The organism is Aeromonas bivalvium (assembly GCF_046078285.1).
Classification (GTDB): domain Bacteria; phylum Pseudomonadota; class Gammaproteobacteria; order Enterobacterales; family Aeromonadaceae; genus Aeromonas; species Aeromonas bivalvium.
On sequence record NZ_JBGXBV010000001.1, the window covers coordinates 176,868 to 191,190 of the forward strand.

The window sequence follows — 14,323 nt, forward strand, 5'->3', positions numbered from 1 at the left end:
CACAAGGCTAGTTGTCATCTCCCGTATCCGCGGCGCCCAAGCGGCACCTGTGCGCCATTTAATTTAACGGGTAAGCTGGGTCCATTCGGCCGATGGGCGCAGGCCCAGTCTCGGCACGCTCACTTTAGCCTGCAAGGAGTTGTCACATGGAACTTGTCCCCGAATTGGTACGCATCGCCGCCTTTGCCGATGGACGGCAAGGGGGCAACCCCGCCGGTGTCTGGATAGGGCCCGCCTTGCCAGAGGCGGCCGAGATGCAGCGGATCGCCGCAGAGGTCGGATTCTCGGAAACCGCGTTTGCCGCACCGTTGCACGGCGAGGGACAAGGCGCAGAGGTGCGCCAATGGCGGGTGCGCTACTTCTCCCCCGAGGCGGAGGTGCCGTTTTGCGGCCATGCCACCATCGCCCTCGGGGTGGCGCTGGCGCGGCGCTTCGGGGCAGGGGACCATGACTTGCGCCTCAGCCAGACCGAGATCCGGGTCTCGGGCTGGCAGGATGAGACGGGGCAGTGGCAGGCGGCGCTGCAATCACCGCAGACCCGCAGCAAACCGGCCCCCGCCAGCCTGGTTGCCGAGGCACTGGCGCTGTTTGGCTATGATGCGACTAGTCTGGATCCCCGCCTCCCCCCAGCACTCATCCACGGCGGAGCCGATCATCTGGTGCTGGCCCTGCACAGCCGGGCCGCGCTGTCGGCCATGGACTACGTGCTGGCCGAGGGTCGCACCCTGATGCGCCGCGAGGGCCTGGTCACCATCTTGCTGGTGCATGCCGCGGGAGAGCGGCTGTTCCATACCCGCAATGCCTTCGCCTATGGCGGCGTCTATGAAGACCCGGCCACAGGCGCCGCGACCGCGGCCTTCGCCGGCTATCTGCGCGACCTTCACTGGCCCCATGGCGGCGCCATCGACATAGTGCAGGGGGAAGAGATGGGCATGCCGTCGCGGCTGCATGCCGAGATCCCGGCCGAGCCCGGCAGCTCAATCCGGGTGTCTGGCGCAGCGCGGCTGATGTGATGGCGGGATGCGAGAGTGACAACCTGTCCGGCCGCCGTCTTGGCTGGGGAGTGAAGGGAAAGAGCCCCTTGGAGGGCAAGATGGGCCCCTGATCATCCGCTGATCAGGGGCCTATGGGCGCTCAGGGTCGGCCGCTGAGCAAGATGGCGCCGCCCAGAGAGATGAAGATCCCCCCTGTGATGCGGCTGAACAGACGCTGGCCGCGCGCCGGCTTGAAGTAGCTGCCAGCGCGTCTGGCCATGGCCACATAACAGAGGTGTACCAGACTGACGATGACGCAGATGGTCAGGTACATGGTGAAGAACTGGATGGGCAGGGGGCTCTGGTGATCGAGAAACTGGGGCAGCAGCGCGCAGAGGAAGATGATGGTCTTGGGGTTGCTGGCAGACACCAGGCAGGCCTCCCGCAGCAGGGAGCCCGTACTCCGTGAGGGAGGGATGACGCCAACCCGCTGCGCTTCCTGACTCCCCGCGCCGGACGCCCGCAGCGCCTTGTAGCCGAGATAGATCAAGTAGCCACCCCCCGCCAGCTTGAGGACGAGGAAGAGGGGCGGCAAGGTCTGCAGCAGGGCCCCCACCCCCATGGCGACCAGACAGATGAAAATGGCCTGACAGAACAGATTTGCACCTATGGTGAGCAGGGCCGGACGCCAGCCGAGCTGCAGGCCGTTCTTTACCACCAGCAACACATTGGGCCCCGGGGTCAGGGTTGCCAGCAGATAGGCCAGCAGGAACAACATCCATGTATCCAGACTCATGACATCTCCTTGGTAAAGAGCACATCATGCTCCGCTCCCGGGGCTGCGTCCAGTGACGACTGCCACCAGGATGTGGCTGTTTTTCAGGTGCTTAACTTAAATGGTCGTCATAACGGGGAGGGGCGTTCGGGGGGAGTTTGCTGCCCGGCCAACATAAAAACCGCCTTCATGGTGAAGGCGGTTTGAACCAAGCGGACAAGCCGTTATTTCAGGGCTTTCTTCAACTTCTTGATCTTGCCCTCGTGCTTGGCGATTTTTGCCTGACGGGATTCAATCTTCTTCTTGATCGCTTTCTTGGAAACCTTGGCCATGGATTGCTCTTCCTGTTTGAGGGGGCTTGGCCCCTGGATTGTCTCTCCATCGACGACTGACTGATGGCAAGGGTTACTTATCGTCCTGCTGTGAGCGAAGGTACTGGCGAATGAAGCGGCGGATCTCTCGGGATGCCGTGCTGTCTTGCTGCTCACACAGGTCGATAAACTGGTCCCGCTCCTCGCTCGAGAGGCGGATGATCAACTGGGCGTCCTTCTTGGGCTTGCTGGCCCGTTTGCGTGGCACCTGCTCCATCGGGCTTCTCGCGTATCGCCAACGTATATACACTGTAGTGCAATTTGTTCGAAACGCAAGCAATGGTGATGGTCGGCTCCCCAAAGGGTGATCCCGGGCAGGTAATGGGCTGACGCCATGGCGGTGGACAAGAGGGTGGGGGAGCGGGAGGGTCGAGGGCGCAGCCGAGGCGGTCATGGCGGCGGCAGCCTTATTCAGGACGGGGGCGCCCCATGAAAAAAGCGCCCCGTGGGGCGCTTGATATGGCGAAGCCTGTCAGGCTTTTTTCAGGTAGGCGGCGACCAGCACGATTTGCACGCCGTTGACCTTGCCCTCGATATGGAGCGGATTGTTGGTCAGGCGAATGCCCTTGACCAGGGTACCGCGCTTGGCGGTGAAGCCACCCCCCTTGACCTCGAGATCCTTGATCAGGGTGACGGAATCCCCCTCCGCCAGCACGGCGCCGTTGGAGTCGACGGTGGGCACGCTGTCGTCATCCTCGCTGGCGCTGCCTGCTTCGGCCCACGCCTTGGTCTCCTCTTCCATGTACATCATGTCGAGCAAGTCCTGGGCCCAGACCTCTCCCTGACCGACCAGGGATTTGAGCTGGCGCCAGGCCAGTACCTGCACCGCAGGCACCTGGCTCCACATGCTGTCACCCAGGCAGCGCCAGTGATTGACGACCGTGGTCTGCGGTTGTTCCAGCTGGCCGCGGCAGGTGTCACACAGGGCGGCGCTGTGGTCATCATCCTGGGATGCGGAGTGGGGAACCGGGTAGGCAGTCAGGGGTTGCTGGGCGCCGCACAGTTCACATTTGGCGTCTGCACGCGCCAGCAAGATGGCATTGATGGTCATAGCAAGGGTCCGGATTGTAGCAGGCCAGCGGGCCTGACGGAGGATTCGAGGGGGCGGCGATGGGCCGCCCGCCATAACAGGGGCGGGAATATAGCACAAAGTCCCTGCTTTTGTCAGGGAGAAACGAGGGGATGAGCGGCCCCCCTGTATGGGGGGAATAAATGAAGAAAATAAATGCAGAGGCGCTGCGAGTCGGCCGCTGCTGAGTGTCACTTCGCGCTCTTGCTTATTTTCTGCCCGGCTTCTTGGGCGAGCAAAAAATAACGCAGCGGGCCCGGCCCTGCCGCGACGATATATATCCGGCCGCCCTGTCCTGGTCCGGGTCTCATCAGCTTTGCGTCAGCTTCTGACCCTATTTCCGGGACTGGCTCTGGACCCAGAATATGGCGAGGCAAGCGGCGAACACCCGAGGTAGGCACGCCACAGTCGATGGCAACACATTGTTAATATGGGATATTTCATCATTGCTCAAACATAGGGGCCGCGTCGCTTGCCTGGGCATGCGGGCACAATGCAGCGAGGCGCCGCTTATTTCCCGTCCAGTTTTTACCCCCTTGGAATATTAGCTGTCACCGGCGCGCAACAAATGTCTGTAAATGTTAACCAGCTCGCGGCGCGAATGGAGCCAAACTGGCACATTAGCGCGGTATTTGGCTCGGCCAATTACCTCATGAAACCCAGCGCGTCATGAGAAAAGGTGCTGCCCGCCTGGCGGGTCATAAATAACATTGTTAATAACAAGGAATACTGGCTTATGTCTGGACGACATTCACTGATAGCGGCGGCCGTTGGCCTGGCCCTGTCAGGGCAAACCCATGCCCAATTGCTCATCACCGAGTATCTGGAAGGATCCGGCAACAACAAGGCGGTGGAGCTGAGCAACCTGGGCACCACGGCGGTGAACCTCGCCGACTACCGACTCGCCCTCTATGCCAATGGCCGCACCCTGGACCAGGGCCCCACCAACAGCCTGGTCCTGCAAGGCCAGCTCGCCCCCGGTGCCAGCCTGGTGCTGGCCCATCCCAGTGCCAGCGCCGACATCCTCGCCAAGGCCAATCAGACCAGTGGCAACCTCACCTTCAACGGTGACGACGGCCTGGTGCTCTACCGTGGCGATGAGGTGGCAGACAGCCTGGGCCAGGTCGGTGTGGATCCCGGCGCGGCCTGGGTGTCCGGCAACGTCTCGACTCTGGACATGACCCTGCGGCGCAAGGCCACGGTCAACCAGGGCCGTGTGGAGGCCGACTCCCCCTTCGATCCGGCCCTGACGTTCAGTGCCTTTGGCAAGGACGATGCCAGCGGCCTTGGCTGCAGCGGCGAGGCCTCCTGCGATGGCACCCCCCCCAGCACCTTCCTCTGCCCGGTCGATGGTCTGACCCCGATCCCGGCCATTCAGGGGGATGGCGACAGCAGCCCGCTGGTGCCGGCCGGCAAGTTTGAATCCGAGCAGACCTATGCCACCCGCGGCCTGGTGACCCAGGTGGTCTCCGGCCTCTACAAGGGCTTCTTCATTCAGGATCTGCACGGTGATGGCGACGAGGCTACTTCGGATGGCCTCTTCGTTCACAGCACCCAGAGCCATCCGGCCATCGTGCCAGGAGTCGAGGTGTGCGTGCAGGGCAAGGTGGCCGAGTACTATCGCCAGACCCAGATAAGCGCCAGCGATCTGGTGGTGACCGATGCCAGTGTGCGGCCGGTGGCGGCGGTGGATCTGCGGCCCCGGGGCGACGAGTCCCTGCAGACGCTGCTGGAGCGTCACGAGGGGATGCGGGTGCGCCTGGTGCCGGAGTCCAGCCTGGTGGTGACCCGCAACTTCAGCTTCGATTACGACGGCAAGCGCAACAACCTGGTGCTGGCCTATGGCGCGCCCCTCATCAAGTCGACCCAGAAGTTCCCGGCCATGAGCGAGGAGGCGAGCGACTGGGCCCTGCGCAACCAGCAGAACCAGCTGGTGGTGGAGACCGACGCCAAGGCGCCGGACGGCGTGCTGCCCTGGTATCCCGGCTTCAACGCCGAGGACGGTTATCTTCGCATCGGCGACAAGCTCAACGGGCTGGAGGGTGCGCTCGGCTACTCCTACAACCAGTTCCGGCTGGTGGCGGACAACCGCATCGACGCAAGCGACATCGATCATGGCGGCTGGGACAGAGTGCAGGCGCCCGAGCTCGCCGAGGCGGGGGATCTGCGGGTCGCCAGCTTCAACGTGCTCAACTTCTTCACCACTGTCGTGGGTGGGGATGCCAACCCCACCGGCAGCAACAGAGGTGCCCTGACGGTGGCGGAGTTCGAGCTGCAGCGCACCAAGATAGTCAGCGCCATCACCCGCCTCAATGCCGACGTGGTAGGGCTGATGGAGATAGAGAACAACGGCTACGGCGACAATTCCGCCATCGCCAACCTGGTGGCGGCCTTGAACGCCGCCCTGCCGGACGAGGCGGATCACTATCGCTGGATTGCCTCGCCCGATGGCCAGCCCATCGGCACCGACGCCATCACGGTGGGGCTCATCTACCGGCCCGCCCGGGTCGCCCTTGAGGGGGGGGCCGAGCTGGTGCCGCTCCCCTTGCAAATCGCCCAGACGCAAGATGGGGCGGGCAAGCCGGTGAGCATTCGTCAGGGGATGCGCGAATCCCTGCTGCAACGCTTCCGCTCGCCCGAAGGGGATGCGCCCCTGACCCTGGTGGTCAACCACTTCAAGTCCAAGGGCTCCGCTTGCTTCGAGGATTACCCCGACTACGCCAGCGCCGATCCCCTGGATGGTCAAGGCCACTGCAACGCCCTGCGGGTCTCCGCCGCCAGGGTGCTGGGGGAGCGCCTAGCCGGCGAGCAGGGGGATGTGCTCATCATCGGCGATCTGAACGCCTACGGCATGGAAGACCCCATCCGGGTGCTGACCGACTATGATCCGGCCGCCCAGGCCCGCCAGATCATGAGCGCCTCCTTCACCACATTGGCGGGGCAGCCCTATGAGGAGAGCGGCAGCGCCCTTGGCAAGGGGTATGGCCTGGTGAACCTCAATACCCGCTTCCACGGCACCGACACCTACTCCTACAGCTACGAGGGGGAACTTGGCAACCTGGATCACGCCCTGGCAAGCCCCGACCTCGCGGCCAAGGTGATCGGCATCGAGGATTGGCACATCAACTCCGCAGAGAGCAACTTCTTCGAGTACGGCAAGAAGTACAGCGGCCAGCTGGCCAAATCCGAAGGGCCCTTCAGCGCCTCGGATCACGATCCCGTGCTGATTGCCATCGACTACCCCGCGCCCCCCGCCGGGGTGTTGAGCCTGGAGAGTGCCGCCGCCAGCGTGGAGGAGGGCAAGACCCTGACCTTGAGCGTGGCGCGCCGTGACGGCAGCCATGGGGAGGCCAGTGTCGGCTATGGCATCGTTTACGGCAGCGCCGATGCCAGTGACGTGGCACCCCTCACCGGCACCCTGCATTGGGGGGCGGGTGAGAGCGACAGTCAGACCATCAGCATCCCGGTGCAGAGCGACACCCTGCACGAGGGGGACGAGACCTTCACCCTGGCGCTGTTTGACCCAAGCGGCGCGACCCTGGGCGAGCAGAGCCAGACCCTGGTGACCATCAAGGACAAGCTGGCGCCGTCCACCATCTCGTTGGCGCGCGCCAGCCTGACGGTGAACGAGGGCCAGTGGTTTGCGAAGATCCCCCTGGTGCGCAGCGGCGATCTGGGCCAGCCCGCCCGCGCCCAGCTCGCCTTCAAGGGGCACAGTGCCTACTGGGGGCTGGATTTCCTGCCCTGGCTCAACCCCTCGGTGAGCTGGGCCGCCGGGGAGGGGGGCACCAAATCGGTCAAGGTGCTGATCATCGATGACTGGTTCGTCGAGGGCACGGAACGCTTCACCGCCACCCTGCGCCAGGTGCGCGGGGCGGTGGCGGGAGAGACGCGCCAGACCCGGGTCGACATAGAGGACAACGACAAACCCTGGTGGCCCTTCGGGCGCCACTAACCTTGGGAAGGGAAGGAAAACGGGAGCCATGACGGCTCCCGTTTTTATGAGGGGCACTGCCCGCCCACCGGCGCAAGGGCGCTAACCCAGGCGATAGCTGCCGACCAGCTCGCTCATCTGTTCGGCGCTGCCTCGCATCTGCCGGCTGGTGTCCCCCAGCGTCCTGGCGACCTGCTCGGTCTCCTGCACCAGGTCTCGGATCACTTGCAGCGACTGCAGGGTATCTCCGGTCACCGCAGTCTGCTCTTCGGTGGCGGCGGCGATCATCTGGCAATGGCTCGACAAGTGCCCTGTGCTGCCGGCGATGGCCTCGAAACATGCGGTGGCCTCCGTCGAATCCTCTCTGGCCCGGGACGCGGCCTGAATGCTCTCCTGCATCAAGTCGACGCTCTGGCGCGTGCTTCCCTGCAAGGCGACTATCATGCCGGCAATCTCGAAGGTTGCCTCCTTGGTACGTTTGGCAAGGGTGCGCACCTCGTCGGCGACCACGGAGAAGCCGCGCCCCTGCTCGCCGGCCCGGGCGGCCTCGATGGCGGCATTCAGGGCGAGCAGGTTGGTCTGCTCCGAGATGCTGTTGATGGTGTCTATGATGGTGCCGATGAGACTGACCTTGTCCGCCACCTCGCCGACGGCGGCTGCGCTCTGGTGCAGGTTGTCGAACAGGTGGTTGATGGCGCTGATGGACTCCTGGATCTTGCCGGCGCCGCCGCTGGCCCATTGATCCATCTGATGGGCGCTGTCGGCGGACGCCTGGGCACTCTGGGTCACCTCGCGAATGCTGGCGATCATCTGCTCCATGGCCGATGCCAGGTTGTCCAGACGCAGCCGCTGCTCGCAGATGGCGTCGTTGACCTCGTCCATGCCCCGGTTGATCTGACCTGACGCCAGGGTGACCTCTCCCGCTTGGGCCCGCTGGTGATGGAGCAGATCGGACAGCTGTTGGCGGGTGTCGTCCATGGCGTTGATGATGAGGGCAATCTCATCGTTTCCTTTCGACTGGACCCGGTTGGTCAGGATCTTGCCGGCCATCTCCTGCAGCCCCTTGAGCACCAGGGTCACGTGGGATGAAAACGTTCGTGAGAAGAAGGTGACCAGGCCGAGCAGGATAGCCAGGGTCGCCAGCAGTATGACGCTGCTGTGGCGCAGGTAGTTGTAAAACACCGTATCGGCGCTGTCCAGGTAGACCCCCGCTACCAGCAGATACTCCCCCAGAGGGTACACATAGGCCGTCTTGAGGATGGGGGTCTGGCTCGCGGGCTTGACGTAGGGGTAGGTGATGAGGCTGGCCTTGCCCGAGCCGGCAATGCGGATCAGCGCCTGGTTGACGCTCTCGTGTCCCTCCTCCAGGGGCACGTCATCGAGCCGCTTGCCGATGCGGGCGGGATCCGGTGGATAGACCAGCAGAGTGGCGTTTCTGTCAGTGATGAAGAAGTAGCCGGCATCCTGTTCCCCCCAGCGCAGCGTGGCAAGGGAGCGGGCCGCCTGTGCAATGAAGGTCTTGGGGTCATGTTGATGAAGGGCCTCAAGCCGGCGGGCCTCCCCCTGCACCTGGTTGATCAGGCCCCCTTCGATGGCGGTGCGTATCTCGTCATAGACCAGCCTGGCGGTCAGGGTGTTACCAACCAGGGTCAGCAGGGTGATGCACAGCAGCAAGATGCGCATTTTCCCATTGAAACTCAGCCGACCCGTCCAGACATGCAGGGGGCTGCCTGCTATCGTCCTCTCTTGGTCAACTGCGGTCAGCATGCTGGCACTGACCTCTATCCTGTTGTCTGTTCTCATGCAAATCATCCCTTGATGCCAGCGGCTGCCGTGACTGGCAGACCGCTGCGCCATGATGGGGCAGGCTGGCCCGTGGTGAGAGGGTCTACAGCACCCATGACAGACTCAGGGTGCCGAAGTCGGTCTGCTCTCGCTGGGTGTCGAAGGTCTCGGTGAAAAAGGTGCGAGCGAACCCCAGGGTCAACTTGCCCCGCCGCAGGCAGAAGCCGAAGGAACCCATGGCGATGACGGGCTCGGAATCGACGGCGTGGCTGGTGCGAAACAGGGTGCCGTCGAGGGGCAGGTAGTGAACGACTCCGTAGGCGCCGCCACCGCCAAAGAGCGAGACCGACCAGCGATCGCGGGGGGCTATCCCGACCGTGGAGGCGGCATTGAGCCCGGAGCGCAGGGCGGTAACCCCCAGGGCATCCACCAGATCCCAGCCTATTTCGCCATAGAGGCCGACCCCGGCCCCGGTGAAATAGTTGCCGACTCCGGCGGTGGCCAGAGGCACCAGGCGCCACTCCAGATCGGCGACTGTGTGCCCGGCCGCCGCGAGGTGGGCCAGCGTGTAGTTGAGGTTGACGATGGGTTCGTTAGGCAACTGGGTATCCCAGCCTCGGGGCTTGTCGGCCCCGATCAGCCGATGGAACTCCCGCTGGGTGTCGTCGGCCTGGGAGGCGGGGCCCACCACCCCCAGCCTGAGCTGCCAGGCGTGGCTCCAGTCCCACCTGCGGGCATAGAGGGTGCTGTCGACCACCAGCACCCCTGAGTAGGGCTGATCGTCGACATCGGGATGGGGTTCCCCTATGTCGTCCGGGGTGTTGATCTCCTGGGCCAGGGCCCAGGAGGTGTAAGTGGTGTAGTCCTCATCGGCCACGAACGGCAGGAATGACCAGAAGCGGGTCCATCGACCGAGGGGGCCGTCGTCCTCCCGAGCGATGGCATCAGAGACCCAGGCGATCCCTACGCCATTGGTGTAGTTGTTGTCGGAGCCGGTAAAGACGTCGTTTTCCACCGTGAGGGTCAGGCTGCCGTCTGTGGCCTGACTGGCGCCGCTCAGCAGCAGACCGGTCAACACCAGGGCAGTGCGTCGCTTGTTCATTACGCTCGCTCCTCTGCGATCCCGGTCTGGGCCTCGGGGGCCCGGGCGCTGTCGTGCCCGATCGGGGCGATCCTGAACCAGGCCGCATAGAGGGAGGGCACGAAGAAGATGGTCAGCAGGGTAGCGATGGTCAACCCCCCCATGATGGCGATGGCCATGGGACCCCAGAAGACGCTGCGGGTCAGGGGGATCATGGCCAGCACGGTGGCCGCCGCCGTCAACATCACCGGGCGGGCCCGCATCACGGCCGCCTCGACCACGGCGCTCCAGGGATCCCGGCCACTGGCGGTCTCTATCTGGATCTGGTCGATCAGGATCACCGAGTTGCGCATGATCATGCCGCACAGGGCGATGATGCCGAGGATGGCGACGAACCCCAGGGGGGCCTGGAACACCAGCAGGGCGGCCACGACCCCTATCATCCCAAGGGGCGCGGTCAGCAGCACCATGGCCATCAGGGAGAAGCTCTGCAGTTGCAGCATCAGGATCAGCAAGATGGTGATCAGCATCACGGGGGCCACGGCGATCAGCGCCTCGTTGGCCTTGTTGCTCTCCTCGACCGCGCCGCCGACGTCAATCCGGTAACCGGCGGGCAGGGTCGCCTCTATCTCCTTGAGCAAGGGGGTGATGGCCTGGGTCACGGAGACCGCCTGGGCACCGTCCACCACGTCGGCGCGCACCGTGATCGCCATGTCGCGGTTGCGTCGCCACAGCACGGGCTCTTCCAGCTCATGGTGCACGGCAGCAATCTGCGACAGGGGCACCACTGTCCCCTGGCTCGTGTAGAGGTTGATGTCCTTGAGGGTCTCCACATCCAGTCGCTCCGAGGGAATGGCACGGGCGACCACGTCGACCCGCTCCTCACCGTCATGCAACTGGGTCAGTGTCGTCCCCTGCATCAGGGACTGGGTCGCCATCGCCACCTCGGCGGGGGAGAGCCCCAGGGCGCGCACCTTCTCCTGATCGAGTTCGACCCCGAGGGCGCGCACCGGATCGTTCCAGTCGAGCTGGACGTCGCGCACCTGGGGATTGCTCGCCACCACCTGTTCCACCTGGCGGGCAATGGTGCGCACCACCTGGGTGTCGGCGCCGACGATGCGGTACTGGATCGGGAAGCCCACCGGCGGGCCGAGCTCGAGGCGGGTGACGCGCACCCAGGCCTGGGGGAATTGCTCGCCGGCCATGGCCATCAGGCGCGAACGCACGCGCTCGCGGGCCTCCAGATCCCGTGTCATCACCACGAACTGGGCATAGCCAGGGTTGGGCAGCTCGGGATCCAGGGAGAGGTAGAAGCGCGGCGCGCCGGCCCCCGTGTAGGCGGTGTAGAAGCGCACGTCCTCGTCCTTGGCCAGCACCTGTTCCAGGCGTTTTACCTGCTCTGTGGTCGCGGCGAACGAGGCCCCCTCCTTGACGCGCAGCTCGACGATGAGCTCGGGGCGCGTGCTGTTGGGGAAGAACTGTTGCGGCACCAGCTTGACCGCCGACACGGCCAGCACCAGGGCTCCGAAGGTGATGCCGATGACCAGCCAGCGGCGCGCGATGGCCGCCTCTATCCAGCCGCGCAGCTTGCGATAACCCTTGGTGTCATAGGGATTGGCCCCTTCGTGGTGATGCCCCAGATTGTCCGGTAGCATCTTGACGGCGAGGTAGGGGGTGAACAGGCCCGAGCAGAGCCAGGAGAAGACCACCGCCGCGCCGACGATCCAGAAGATGCCGCCGGCGTACTCCCCCGTGGTGGACTGGGAAAAGCCCACCGGCATGAAGGCGGCGGCAGTGATCAGGGCGCCGGACAGGCGGGGCATGGCGGTCGCCTGATAGGAGTAGGAGGCGGCCTTGACCTTGTCCCAGCCCGCTTCCATCTTCACCACCATCATCTCGAGAGCGATGATGGCGTCATCCACCAGCAGACCCAGGGCGATGATGAGGGACCCCAGGGAGATCCGTTCCAGATTCCAGCCGGTCCCCAGCATGAAGATGGCGACCATGCACAGCACCAGGGGTACCGACAGGGCGACCACTATGCCGGTGCGCCAGCCCAGGCTCAGCAGGCTGACGATGACGACGATCACCAGGGCCTCCACCAGGGAACGTTCGAAGTCCCAGACCGCCTCCTTGACCGTGGTAGGCTGATCGGCAACCTGCTCGAGCTCGACGCCATAAGGCAATTCGTTCTGGATTTGGGCTATGGCGGTCTCGAGTGCCTCGCCCAACTGGACTATGTTGCCGTCATTGGTCATGGAGAGACCCAGCATCAGCACCTGCTGGCCGTTGTGGCGGATGCTGTAGGTCTGGGGATCCTCATAACCCCGGCGCACAGTGGTGAAGTCGCCGAGCTTGATGAGGCGCCCGCCCGCGGCAATGGGCAGGTTGCGAATGTCTTCCAGACCGCGGAACTGACCGCTGATACGCACATAGATACGGTCGGAGGCGGTATCGAGGGATCCCGCCGGCAGCACGGCATTCTGGCTCTTGAGGGCCGCCATGATCTGCAAGGGCTGGATGCCCAGCGCCGCCAGGCGTTCGTGGGAGAACTCGATGTAGACTTTCTCCGCCTGCTTGCCGAGCAGATCCACCTTCTTGACCATGGGCACCTTGAGCAGGCGGCGCTTGATGATCTCCCCCTGATCGGCGAGATCGGCAAGGCTGACCCCGTCCCCCTTGATGGCGTACATCAAGCCGTAGACGTCACCAAACTCGTCGTTGAAGATGGGCCCCACGACCCCTTCTGGCAGCTCGAGCTCGAGATCGCTGAACTTCTTGCGCGCCTGGTACCAGGCCTCCTGCTGATCCGCCTTGGAGGTACCCCCCTTGACGGTGATCAGCATGCCGCCGAACCCCTGGCGGGCGAAGGTCTTGACCTTCTCGAAGTGATCGAGCTGCTCGAACTTCTTCTCCATGCGGTTGAGCACTTCATCCTGGAGCTGCTGCGCCGTGGCGCCGGGCCAGACCACCATGGCGGTCATGGAGGGCACCGAGAAGTTGGGGTCCTCCAGCTGGCCCAGCTTGCCAAAGCCCAGGGTACCCGCCAACGTGATGAGCAGGATCAGGAACAGCACCACGGCGCGGTGGCTCAGCGCCCATTGGGTGAGATTGAAACCGTTCATCGGGTCACTTCCTCACTGGCAGAGGGGGAGGCGGCGGGCAGGGCGACCTTCAGCCCAGGTGCCATCTTCTGCACCCCGGCGGTGACGACGAGGGCCCCCTCGGCGGGACCGGAGACGAGCACCTGGTCGCTGCGATAGCCCTGGATGCTCACCTTGACCAGCTTGACGGTGCCTGTCTTCCCCTTGCCATCTTGCTGCACCGTCCATACCGCCGGCGCCCCCTGCTCCTGGGTGAGGGCCGTGGCGGGGAGGGCTGCGACCCGGGTGCCCTCATCGGTGTGCTCGGCGAGCAGGGTGGCGGTCGCCCCCAGCGGCAGAGCCCTGGGCTCGACCGGCTTGAGACGGGCGCGGTAGGTGCGGGTCTGGGCCGAGGCCTGGGCCGACAGCTCGCGCAGTTCGACCGCAAAATAGCGCTCCGGCGCCGTGGCGAGCGACGCCTTGTAGCGCGCCGCCTTGAACTCGGCCAACCGGTTCTCGGGAATGTCCGCCACGATTTCCGGTTTGCCTTCGTTGGCGAGGGTGATGACGGGCTGACCCGCCGCCACCACCTGGCCCGACTCCATGCGCAGCGCCGTCACCACGCCGCTGATGGGGGCCCGCAGCTGGGTGTAATTGACCTGGTTGCGAGCCAGCTCGAACTGACGGGCCTCGGCCTGCGCCGCCGCCTTGGCGGTGAGCAGGGTGCTGTGGGCCTGCTCCTCGTGGGAGGCGCTGACGGAGCCGTTCTTCTTGAGCGCCTTGAGACGAAGCCAGTCGGCTTCGGCCTGCCAGGCGGCCGCCTTGGCCGCCGTCAGACGCTGGCGGGCGGCCTCTTCGGCGAGCAGGTAGTCCGCATCATCCAGGATGGCGAGCACATCGCCCTCTTTCACCACCTGACCGACATCGACCTTGCGCTCCAGCACCTTGCCGCCAATGCGAAAGGCCTGCTCGACCTCGTAGCGGGAGGCGACCGAGGCGAAATAGCGCTGGCTGTTGCGCAGGCTGTCGTAGTGCAGCGCCATGGTGTTCACCGGCCTCAATACACTCGTGGAGGGGGCCGGCTCTGAGCATGCGCAGAGCAGGGTGATGAGCGTGGCGGCGCTGGCCGCGGTGACGAAGCGTTTCACGACAATTCCTCGTTGGTTGGCAGAGATGGGGTATTTCGCCGGGAGGCGGGTGATCGCTGGCTCGCACGCCGCCAGGCCGGAGCAAGGATGCGGCGCACCGCCT

The 14,323-nt window shown here is 64.6% G+C and carries 9 protein-coding genes; 2 read left to right on the plus strand and 7 right to left on the minus strand.

What is annotated here, in order from left to right:
* The first annotated feature begins 146 nt into the window (after positions 1–146).
* A complete protein-coding gene (locus ACEUCR_RS00735) occupies positions 147–1,013 on the plus strand; it encodes a PhzF family phenazine biosynthesis protein (RefSeq protein WP_408787505.1) in 867 nt (288 codons plus the stop codon).
* A gap of 121 nt (positions 1,014–1,134) precedes the next feature.
* Here ACEUCR_RS00735 and ACEUCR_RS00740 read toward each other — a convergent pair whose 3' ends face one another.
* From ACEUCR_RS00740 to ACEUCR_RS00750, 3 genes are all read right to left on the minus strand, one after another.
* Positions 1,135–1,770 (minus strand): LysE family translocator, encoded by a 636-nt coding sequence (locus ACEUCR_RS00740; RefSeq protein ID WP_408787507.1) that lies wholly within the window; start codon positions 1,768–1,770, stop codon positions 1,135–1,137.
* A 384-nt stretch (positions 1,771–2,154) separates the two neighbouring features.
* Positions 2,155–2,337: a hypothetical protein gene (locus ACEUCR_RS00745; RefSeq protein ID WP_041997058.1), complete on the minus strand. Its 183-nt coding sequence runs from the start codon at positions 2,335–2,337 to the stop codon at positions 2,155–2,157.
* A gap of 255 nt (positions 2,338–2,592) precedes the next feature.
* The gene (locus ACEUCR_RS00750; RefSeq protein WP_041997060.1) at positions 2,593–3,171 is read right to left on the minus strand and encodes a PhnA domain-containing protein; all 579 of its coding nucleotides are present in this window, start codon (positions 3,169–3,171) and stop codon (positions 2,593–2,595) included.
* Between the two features lie 754 nt (positions 3,172–3,925).
* On the opposite strand from ACEUCR_RS00750, the gene ACEUCR_RS00755 reads away from it, so the two are divergent.
* On the plus strand, positions 3,926–7,144 hold the full coding sequence (locus ACEUCR_RS00755) for an ExeM/NucH family extracellular endonuclease (RefSeq protein WP_408787509.1): 3,219 nt from the start codon (positions 3,926–3,928) through the stop codon (positions 7,142–7,144).
* Positions 7,145–7,225: 81 nt separating this feature from the next.
* On the opposite strand, the gene ACEUCR_RS00760 is transcribed toward ACEUCR_RS00755, so the two are convergent.
* The 4 genes from ACEUCR_RS00760 to ACEUCR_RS00775 all read right to left on the minus strand — a co-directional run bounded on the left by ACEUCR_RS00760 (position 7,226) and on the right by ACEUCR_RS00775 (position 14,220).
* Positions 7,226–8,926: a methyl-accepting chemotaxis protein gene (locus tag ACEUCR_RS00760; protein ID WP_408787511.1), complete on the minus strand. Its 1,701-nt coding sequence runs from the start codon at positions 8,924–8,926 to the stop codon at positions 7,226–7,228.
* Positions 8,927–9,011: 85 nt separating this feature from the next.
* On the minus strand, positions 9,012–10,010 hold the full coding sequence (locus tag ACEUCR_RS00765; RefSeq protein WP_408787513.1) for a lipid A deacylase LpxR family protein: 999 nt from the start codon (positions 10,008–10,010) through the stop codon (positions 9,012–9,014).
* Positions 10,010–13,114: an efflux RND transporter permease subunit gene (locus ACEUCR_RS00770; RefSeq protein WP_408787515.1), complete on the minus strand. Its 3,105-nt coding sequence runs from the start codon at positions 13,112–13,114 to the stop codon at positions 10,010–10,012. The genes ACEUCR_RS00765 and ACEUCR_RS00770 overlap by 1 nt, the downstream gene beginning before the upstream one ends.
* Entirely contained in the window at positions 13,111–14,220 is a 1,110-nt protein-coding gene (locus tag ACEUCR_RS00775) for an efflux RND transporter periplasmic adaptor subunit (RefSeq protein ID WP_408746704.1), read from the minus strand. Before ACEUCR_RS00775 ends, ACEUCR_RS00770 begins: the two co-directional genes overlap by 4 nt.
* Positions 14,221–14,323 lie beyond the last annotated feature (103 nt).